The organism is Bradyrhizobium sp., from assembly GCF_049581145.1.
In the GTDB taxonomy this organism is placed as follows: Bacteria; Pseudomonadota; Alphaproteobacteria; order Rhizobiales; family Xanthobacteraceae; genus Bradyrhizobium.
Window position 1 is genome coordinate 1 of the sequence record NZ_JBAURI010000033.1, and the last position, 8221, is coordinate 8221.

Below are 8221 nucleotides of genomic sequence, written 5' to 3' on the forward strand. Positions count from 1 at the left end.
ATGTTGGACCCATCCGCGTTGAGCGAGTAAAGCGAGGGTTGTAGGTTGATCACGTATCGCAATCGTGCACGATGTCGTGCGACTAGCGTCACAGATTCCGCGTGCTCGATCGACTCGAATTCTGGGATACAGATTGCGATACAAACTGTGATACATTGCCTTGAGTAGAACCCGAAAAAGTTAGTGTTATCAACCTACTGGAGAGCGGTTGTGGGCGCTCCGAGCGCACCATAAACCCTCCCTGATGGGCTCCGGCACCGGCATAGATCGTCGACCGGTTGGTTGTTGACCGCTCGGCACCGAGGCGCGGCTGACGTTCGACATCCTGCACTACACCTTACGGTGGCTCAGCGATGCCTATCGCTTTGCACCGCACGTGTTTGCCCAAGATTGCGCGCAAGACGGCAGCACAGAACGCGGCTGAAAAAGCTGCGGCAACGCCACCCTGGTGGCATCCGGAGTCTGCGGACAGCCTTCCGCGCCCGCACGCAGGGCAGCTCGAATTGCCTTCCTTTTGATCTAAATCAATTCTGTAATCTAGATTGGACGTCAATATGTATTTACAGATATGGGATGTTTCCAATGCGCATTTTGCTTTTGCACCCCAACTATCATTCCGGCGGCGCTGAAATCGCCGGCAATTGGCCGCCGGCATGGGCGGCCTATATTGCGGGCGCGCTCAGGACGGCCGGGTTCGACGAGATCCGCTTCGTCGACGCCATGACCGACGATCTTTCCGAGGACCAGGTGCGCCAAATCCTGCGCGAGGAAAGACCGGATGTCGTTGGGGCGACCGCGATTACCCCATCCATCTACAAAGCCGAGCGTCTCCTGCAGATTGCAAAGGAGCTCCATCCAGAAGCATTGACCGTGCTTGGCGGTATCCACGCGACCTTCATGTACCAGCAGGTTCTGACCGAGGCGCCCTGGATCGATGCGATCGTTCGCGGCGAGGGCGAGGAGATTTTTGTGGATCTGCTCCGGTCCGTCGGGGACGGACGCTGGCTGAAGGCCCGGCACGAAATCAAGGGCCTCGCCTATCGGGAGGGCGACAAGGTCGTCGCGACGGCGGCGGCGCCGACGGTCAAAAACCTGGATGCGATCACGCCGGATTGGGGCGTGCTGCAGTGGAGCAAGTACATCTATATCCCCCTGGGAAAGCGCGTCGCCATTCCAAACATGGCACGCGGCTGCCCGTTTACCTGCAGCTTCTGCTCGCAATGGAAATTCTGGCGCGATTACCGCATTCGCGACCCGAAGCGCGTCGTCGACGAGATCGAAGGCCTGATGCGTGATCATGATATCGGCTTTTTCATCCTGGCCGACGAGGAGCCGACGATCAACAAGAAGAAATTTCTCGCATTTTGCGAGGAACTGATCCGGCGTGATCTCAGGATCCTTTGGGGCATCAATACCAGAGTGACCGACATCCTGCGCGATGAGGCATTGCTGCCGCTCTATCGAAAAGCCGGCCTGATCCACGTCTCCCTCGGCACCGAGGCCGCCGCCCAATTGAAGCTTGATCGTTTCCACAAGGAGACGACGGTCGCGCAGAACAAGAAGGCAATCCAGTTGCTGCGCGATGCGGGCATCGTCGTTGAGGCGCAGTTCATCGTCGGACTTGAAAACGAAACCCGCGAAACCCTCGAGGAGACCTATCGGATGGCGCGGGATTGGAAGCCTGATCTCGCCAACTGGGCAATGTACACGCCGTGGCCATTCTCAGACCTGTTTCGTGAACTCGGCGACAAGGTCGAGGTGTTCGACTACGAGAAATACAACTTTGTGACCCCGATCATGAAGCCGGACGCGATGGATCGCGCCGAACTGCTTGATCGCGTCATGCATAATTACCGGCGCTTCTACATGAACAAGGCCATGTTTTCCTATCCCTGGGCCGGCTCCGGTGAACGCCGCCGCTATTTGCTCGGATGTCTCAAGGCGTTTCTCAAGTCCGGCTTCGAGAGAAAATTCTACGATCTCGGGCGTGTCAACTATTGGGGTCCGCAGTCAAAGGGAAAAGTCGATTTCAGCTTTGACGCGTCGCGAAAGCGTGCCGATATGAACGCGGTCGAATGGAAGACCAGCCACAACCGCAAGGTCAGCGGCCCGCAGCAGGCTGAAATCATGGCCTGTAGCGCCGGCGAACAGGGGGAACATGGACCGGGTTCTGCCGCGCATTGATCGCGGCAGCCGAATTCATGGATGCAGATTTCATGGATGCACATGATGTCATCAGCGCCGGCAATCGCCACGCGCGATGAGCGGGCCGGCCGGATCGGTCCGAACGCTGTCACGCGGGTCGCCGAAGCGCTATGGGCGGTCGAGGGCGCGCACGCGGTCAGTCGGGTTTTTCGCGCCGCGAACCTCGAGCCATATCTGAGCGATCCACCTTCGCAGATGATCGGTGAACACGAGGTTGCAAGCCTGCACCGGGCGCTTCACGTTGCGCTCGGCGACGACCGCGCCCGCACCGTCGGCTGGATCGCCGGGCAGCGCACCGCCGACTATCTGCTTCGTCATCGCATTCCGTTTTCCGCTCAGATCGCCATGCGATCAATGCCTTGCGGACTCGCCGGTCGGCTGCTGACGGCGGCGATAGCGGGGAATGCGTGGACCTTCGTGGGGACGGGCGCCTTTTCGGCACGTCATGGTCGTCCGATGACGTTCACGATCAGGAATTGTCTAATCTGCCGCGGGCAAACATCCGCAGCGCCTTGCTGTGATTTCTACGCGGCAACCTTCGAGCGGCTCTTTGCCCGGCTTGTTCACGCCCGCACGCGCGTGAGCGTGATCGCCTGCCAGGCGACGGGAGAACCGGCCTGCGCGTTTGCGATAAAATGTTAGCCCGCCAGCTCCGGTCTGGAACCGGCGGCGACCAATGCGCCAATCCATCCAAGCCGCGATGACGCTTGGTGTGTCAGCGTGACGTTACAGATCCGCCTTGTAGCAGCCGGACGTCAGGCGGCATTCTGCGGCCAAAATCGCGCGATCAAGCCCGGAACAATCCAAATCGCTTGGTATTGTCATACATGTTTGACAGATGGAGCTGCTCAAATGCAGGGCGATAATCCGATCAGCTGGCTCATGTTTTTCACCTTGGCGGCGACTGTCTTTGTTATAGCAGGTGCCTTCATCTACTTCCTGCGCTCGCGAGCCAACCGCGAAATCGCGGCGGCGACGCTTGAAGGCAGCGGCTCGCGGACGGGCCCAACCCCGAGCGGGGCCGGCGCTGAATTGATCGGGTTTGCAGTGCTTGCTGTCGCGCTGATGGGTCTTCTGGCAATCGGCTATCACGATAAATCACGAATCGAAACGGCGCAGACCCCCACCCCGGTCGGAGGCACGACGACCGGCATGGCGCAACCGCCGGGACTGGCGAACCAGCCCAAACGATACCAGCCCGCCAATCCCGCGCCCGACACTCGCGCCGCGCCGACATCATCAGATACGGGCGTGGGCCCGGACAACGGATCGACCGGTCAGCCCAAATAGAACTCTACTAACTCGAACTCCGGGCAGAACGGCAATCGTTCACGGCGATCATGATCGGGGACCCCTGACTCCCGATCGTTGTTCGCGCCGGCCGCGCCGCGATCTACCAGCCGCGTGTTCCGGCGCCGCCCTTGAACGGCCCGACGATGCGCGACGTGATCCAGCCGCCGTAGAAATCGCCCTGTTGTGGCAGCACGCGTTCGTCACCAACCAAGCACGTATCGACACGGGACGCGTAGAAGGCGAGATATCCCGCCATCGCGGCATATCCGAGTGAGGGTTCAGGATAGCTCCATGCCGCCCGGTCAACGCGCCGGCCTTTGACGTCGAGCGACCAGTACTGCGCATGGCCCTTGAACTCGCACCACGAGCTTCCGGCGACGGCCTGCAGATGATGTTGCGCGATGTCGTCAGGCGGAATGTAATAGACTGGCGGATGACTGGTCTCGAGCACGCGGAAGCCCGCGATCGTGTCGGCGATCGTCTCGCCGTTGAATGTCACGCGCAACCGTTCGCCGGAGCGTTCCAGCCGCGGCGGACGCGGATAGTCCCACACCGATTCGAGTGTCATGTGCGTCACCTGACCATGATCGGAAATGTCACTGTGATCGCCCAGGCGAACACGGCGCCATTGGCGACCGCGCCCGGCAGCGGATGATGTGTCGCCTGGTAGCTCCAGCGGCTGATCAGCGTGAATATCGCGAACAGCAGCAGAATTGCCGGCATGACGATGATCAGAAAGAACAGTTTCATCGGATTGAGCGCCACCGCGATGGCAAGCGACAACAGGAAGCAGGATTTTGTCAGCAGGGTGGCGCCGGGCCGCGCTTGCGCGCCGCGCGTCGCCCATTCATCCGCAAGGAAATAGGGCAGGGTGCCGCAGGCGATTACGAACAGCAGCGGAACACGCCCTGCGATCGGCAGGAATGAAAACAGGTAAGCGTCGATCGGCCAGCCGAAGGCGAGGATGTTGTAGGCGCCGATCACGGCAGCAGAGACCGCAAGGCTTTTCCAGCATGGCGCAACGAGATTCGGGATGCTCGCGCGGCTGCGCCAAACAAACAGCAGTGCCGCGGTCAGCGCGCCGTACAGCAAAAAGTGCAGGGCAAGATAATCGCCCAGCAGGATCGGCAGAAAATCGGTCGGCATCCGCCACAGCATCAGCGGCGTCAGCAGCGCGGGGATGATGGCCGTGATCAGCAGCTTGTTCCATGGCAGATCTGCCCCCGCGAATGCCGGACTGGCGACCGGGAGGCACTGCGACAGCGGCCACGCCATCGCGATGATTCCGAGAAACAGCAGCGCCAGGCTGCCGCCGCGGCCGTCGACAAATCCCTGTTGTTGCCGGCCAAACGCTGCGTTCATCCATTGCAGCGACTGCAACAGACTGTCGTGACTATAGAGCACTCCGATATGTTCGACGCCGCGCGCGACCACCAGCTTGCGGGCGGTGCCATCGGCAAAGCGGCCGTAGGTCTCGCCGGCCACAGCCTTGCCGTCGGCGGCCAGATTGACGATACGCAGACCTTCGTCCCGGAGCATCGAGGGCTCCAGAGCGCCGACGATGACAAGCAGATTGCGCGGGCTGGTCGCGGTCGTGACCGGCGAGAAGGCCGATACTGCAACCGTGGCCACGATGGCGGGAGTGGCCTGCGCAAAGCGAATGACGATGTCGGAAGCCATCGAATGTCCGAGCACGGCCATGCGGCCATCGCTGTCGGGCAAGCTCCCCGCGTAGGCCGCAACCTCCTCCAGTTCCTTGAGCAGTTCCGATGTGATCGTCATGCCTTCGTTGAGGTCGCCACGCAGCGGCACGGGGTTGCGGCCATGGCCGCGGAAATCGAAGGTCACTGCGATATAGCCGTTACGGGCCAGCGTCTCGGCGAACGGCTGCATCAACTGCTGCGAGCCGGCAAAGCCGTGCGCGATCACGATGACCGGAACAGGTGGGGTCACCTGTGGCCGAAAGATCGTGACGGGGGTTTCGCCGACTTTCGACGTGACGATGCGCAGCCCCTTGCGGGCATCCTGGAGTTCGAAGAGCCCGATCGCGATGCAAATGGCCGCGGCGATGGCGACGGCGAGTTTCCAAATCATCAGTCTTCGCCGGCAATATGCTTCTTGCGGATGCTGCGGACCGTCCACCAGATGGCGAACGCGGCGATCGGCACGAAGGCCGCCGTGACGATGCTCGGCTCGATCGGCATCTTTCCCGTGTCGTGCGCGGCCTTGACCAGGTAGCCGAACAGCCCGACCACATAATAGGTGATCGCCGCGACCGAGAGGCCTTCCACCGTCGTCTGCAAACGCAGTTGCAGCCGCGTCCGTGCGTTCATCGACTTCAGCAGTTCCTGGTTCTGCTGTTCGAGCTCGACGTCGACGCGTGTGCGCAACAGATTGGCCGCGCGCGCCAGCTTCAGCGACAGGTTCGACTGCCGCGCTTCGATCGTGACGCATGTGCGCAGCGCCGGTTTCATGCGGCGGGCGAGAAAGGACGACCAGGTCGGCAGGCCGCCGACCTTGCGTTCGCCAATGGTCTGCAGGCGTTGCTCGACGATTTCTTCATAGGCGCGGCTGGCGCCGAAGCGAAACACGCTGGCCGCCGCGCCGGCTTCGACCTCGGCGGCGAGCCCCGTCAACTCATCCAGCAGCCGGTGATTGCTGGCGAGATCGCCGGCGTGGCGCATCTGTTCCGTGACTTCGACCAGTCGGCGTTCGGAGGCCGCGATCGATGGTGCCAGCCGCTGCGCCTCCGGCAGTCCGAGCAGGGCGAGCGTACGATAGGTTTCGAGCTCGATCACGCGCTGGACCAGCGCGCCGGCCCGCTCCGGCGACATGGTGCGATCGGCGACGAGAATGCGCACGAAACCCGATGGCCCCGGCTGGAAATCCGTGGCGTAGACCGCGGCGCCATCGGAATTCTCGGCCACCGCGAGGCTCGCATTGTCGAACAGGCGCTGCGGCGAGGTGCGCGGCTCGGCCTCGCTCATCAGATGGAGGTCGACCGCGACCAGCAACGGACCGGGTTGCGGTACGAGCCGCATCGGTGAGACAAGCGAGGCGGCGTCCGGATGGAAAGGAATAGCGTCTGGATCGGACGGTATCTCCCAGGTGTAAGTGGTGAATTCGGAGTGCTGCTCCCAGCGCAGCACTGTGGTCCCGAATGGTACCCGGTGATGCTTTTCCCCCGCCAGCGGCGACGGCAAACCGCGCGACTGGCAGAACGCCGCCAGATTGACGCGGTCGGTTTGCGCCCGCGCGCCCGAGCTATCGAAGGCGAAATGCAGGACGCGCGACGGCACCGGGATCGGCGTGAAGGGCCGGGCGTGAACTTCGCCGAGGATCGCAGCACGCAGCGGATGCGGCACGAGACGCGCCGCATCGCTATCACCGATCAGGAGCTCCGCGCTCATCGCGTCTTCTCGATACTGGAATAGGCTTGTCGCAGATGAGTAGCATTCCGTCGCGGCTGACAGAAGCGGAAAGGGTCCTGCCGCTACTTTTCGGCGTGTGGCGCGGTCACGCAACAGGAAATGTTTTGGGCATATATAAAGTGTGATGCTCCCGGCCGACGACAGGAGTTTGCACTGCAATGGGCGGCATCCGTTTGCTTTCCTGCTGCGGCTGGTCTTAATTTGCTCTCGAGGAGTGCCGCGAAGCAGTACGCGCCGCGGCGGTGAAGGCATAGCATGGCGACCGCGTTCCCGTTTTCGGCCATCGTCGGCCAGGATGAAATGAAGCTGGCGTTGTTGATCGCGGCGGTCGATCCGAAAGTCGGCGGCGTGCTCGCCTTCGGCGATCGCGGCGCGGGCAAGTCGACCGCGGTGCGCGCGCTCGCGGCATTGCTGCCGAAAATGAAGGTGGTCGTCGGTTGCCGCTATAATTGCGATCCGGATCGGCCGGCGGAATTTTGCGACGATTGCCGCGCCCGCGCCGCCAAGGCTGGGCTGAAATCGGCGAAGGTGCCCGTGCCGGTCGTCGATCTGCCGCTCGGCGCGACAGAGGATCGCGTCGTTGGTGCGCTCGATCTGGAGCGCGCGCTGGCGCGCGGCGAGAAAGCCTTCGAGCCGGGATTGTTGGCGCGCGCGCATCGTGGCTTTCTCTATATTGATGAAGCCAATCTGCTGGAGGATCACCTGGTTGATCTGCTGCTCGACGTTGCCGCATCGGGCGAAAACGTCGTCGAGCGCGAAGGACTGAGCATCCGCCATCCCGCGAAGTTCGTGCTGGTCGGCACCGGCAATCCCGAGGAAGGTGAATTGCGCCCGCAATTGCTGGACCGGTTCGGTCTCTCGGTCGAAGTGAAGACGCCGGACGATCTGCCGAGCCGGATCGAAGTCGTGCGGCGCCGTGATGAATTCGAGAGCGATAGCGCGGCCTTCCTCGCCAAATGGGCCAAGGAAGAAACCAAGCTGCGCAAGCAAATCACCTCGGCCCGCGACCGGCTGCCGCTGGTCACGGTGACGGACGCGGCGCTGGAACGCGCGGCCAGGCTCTGCATGACGCTCGGCACCGATGGATTGCGCGGAGAGCTGACCTTGATGCGTGCGGCGCGGGCACTGGCTGCGCTCGAGGGCCAGAGGTCCGTCACCGACGCTCATTTGCGGCGGATCGCGCCATCGGCGCTGCGTCACCGTTTGCGCCGCAATCCGCTCGACGATGCCGGCTCCAGCGTGCGGGTCGAGCGCGCCATATCGGACGTATTTGGATGAGCGCCGCGCTCGCC

Annotated in this window: 7 protein-coding genes; 4 read left to right on the top strand and 3 right to left on the bottom strand. The window is 62.3% G+C overall.

Going from position 1 to position 8221, the window contains the following annotated elements; all coding sequences use genetic code 11:
- Positions 1-582: 582 nt before the first annotated feature.
- The 3 genes from bchE (at position 583) to WCB02_RS01045 (ending at position 3495) form a co-directional block, all read left to right on the top strand.
- The gene (bchE, locus tag WCB02_RS01035; protein WP_423955387.1) at positions 583-2184 is read left to right on the top strand and encodes a magnesium-protoporphyrin IX monomethyl ester anaerobic oxidative cyclase; all 1602 of its coding nucleotides are present in this window, start codon (positions 583-585) and stop codon (positions 2182-2184) included.
- Positions 2185-2229: 45 nt separating this feature from the next.
- On the top strand, positions 2230-2847 hold the full coding sequence (gene bchJ / locus WCB02_RS01040) for a bacteriochlorophyll 4-vinyl reductase (RefSeq protein WP_423955376.1): 618 nt from the start codon (positions 2230-2232) through the stop codon (positions 2845-2847).
- Positions 2848-3057: 210 nt separating this feature from the next.
- The gene (locus WCB02_RS01045) at positions 3058-3495 is read left to right on the top strand and encodes a hypothetical protein (protein WP_423955378.1); all 438 of its coding nucleotides are present in this window, start codon (positions 3058-3060) and stop codon (positions 3493-3495) included.
- A 103-nt stretch (positions 3496-3598) separates the two neighbouring features.
- Here the strand turns inward: WCB02_RS01045 and WCB02_RS01050 are convergent, their stop codons facing one another.
- Genes WCB02_RS01050 through WCB02_RS01060 form a run of 3 tightly spaced genes read right to left on the bottom strand, consistent with a single transcriptional unit; the run spans position 3599 to position 6908 of the window.
- Positions 3599-4066: a DUF427 domain-containing protein gene (locus WCB02_RS01050; RefSeq protein WP_423955380.1), complete on the bottom strand. Its 468-nt coding sequence runs from the start codon at positions 4064-4066 to the stop codon at positions 3599-3601.
- A gap of 5 nt (positions 4067-4071) precedes the next feature.
- Positions 4072-5592: an alpha/beta hydrolase gene (locus WCB02_RS01055; RefSeq protein WP_423955382.1), complete on the bottom strand. Its 1521-nt coding sequence runs from the start codon at positions 5590-5592 to the stop codon at positions 4072-4074.
- Complete coding sequence (locus WCB02_RS01060; protein ID WP_423955389.1) at positions 5592-6908, bottom strand: DUF3422 family protein; 1317 nt, start codon at positions 6906-6908, stop codon at positions 5592-5594. The genes WCB02_RS01055 and WCB02_RS01060 overlap by 1 nt, the downstream gene beginning before the upstream one ends.
- A 276-nt stretch (positions 6909-7184) precedes the next feature.
- Between WCB02_RS01060 and bchI the strand changes: the two genes are divergently transcribed.
- A complete protein-coding gene (gene bchI / locus WCB02_RS01065; protein ID WP_423955385.1) occupies positions 7185-8207 on the top strand; it encodes a magnesium chelatase ATPase subunit I in 1023 nt (340 codons plus the stop codon).
- Positions 8208-8221: the final 14 nt, after the last annotated feature.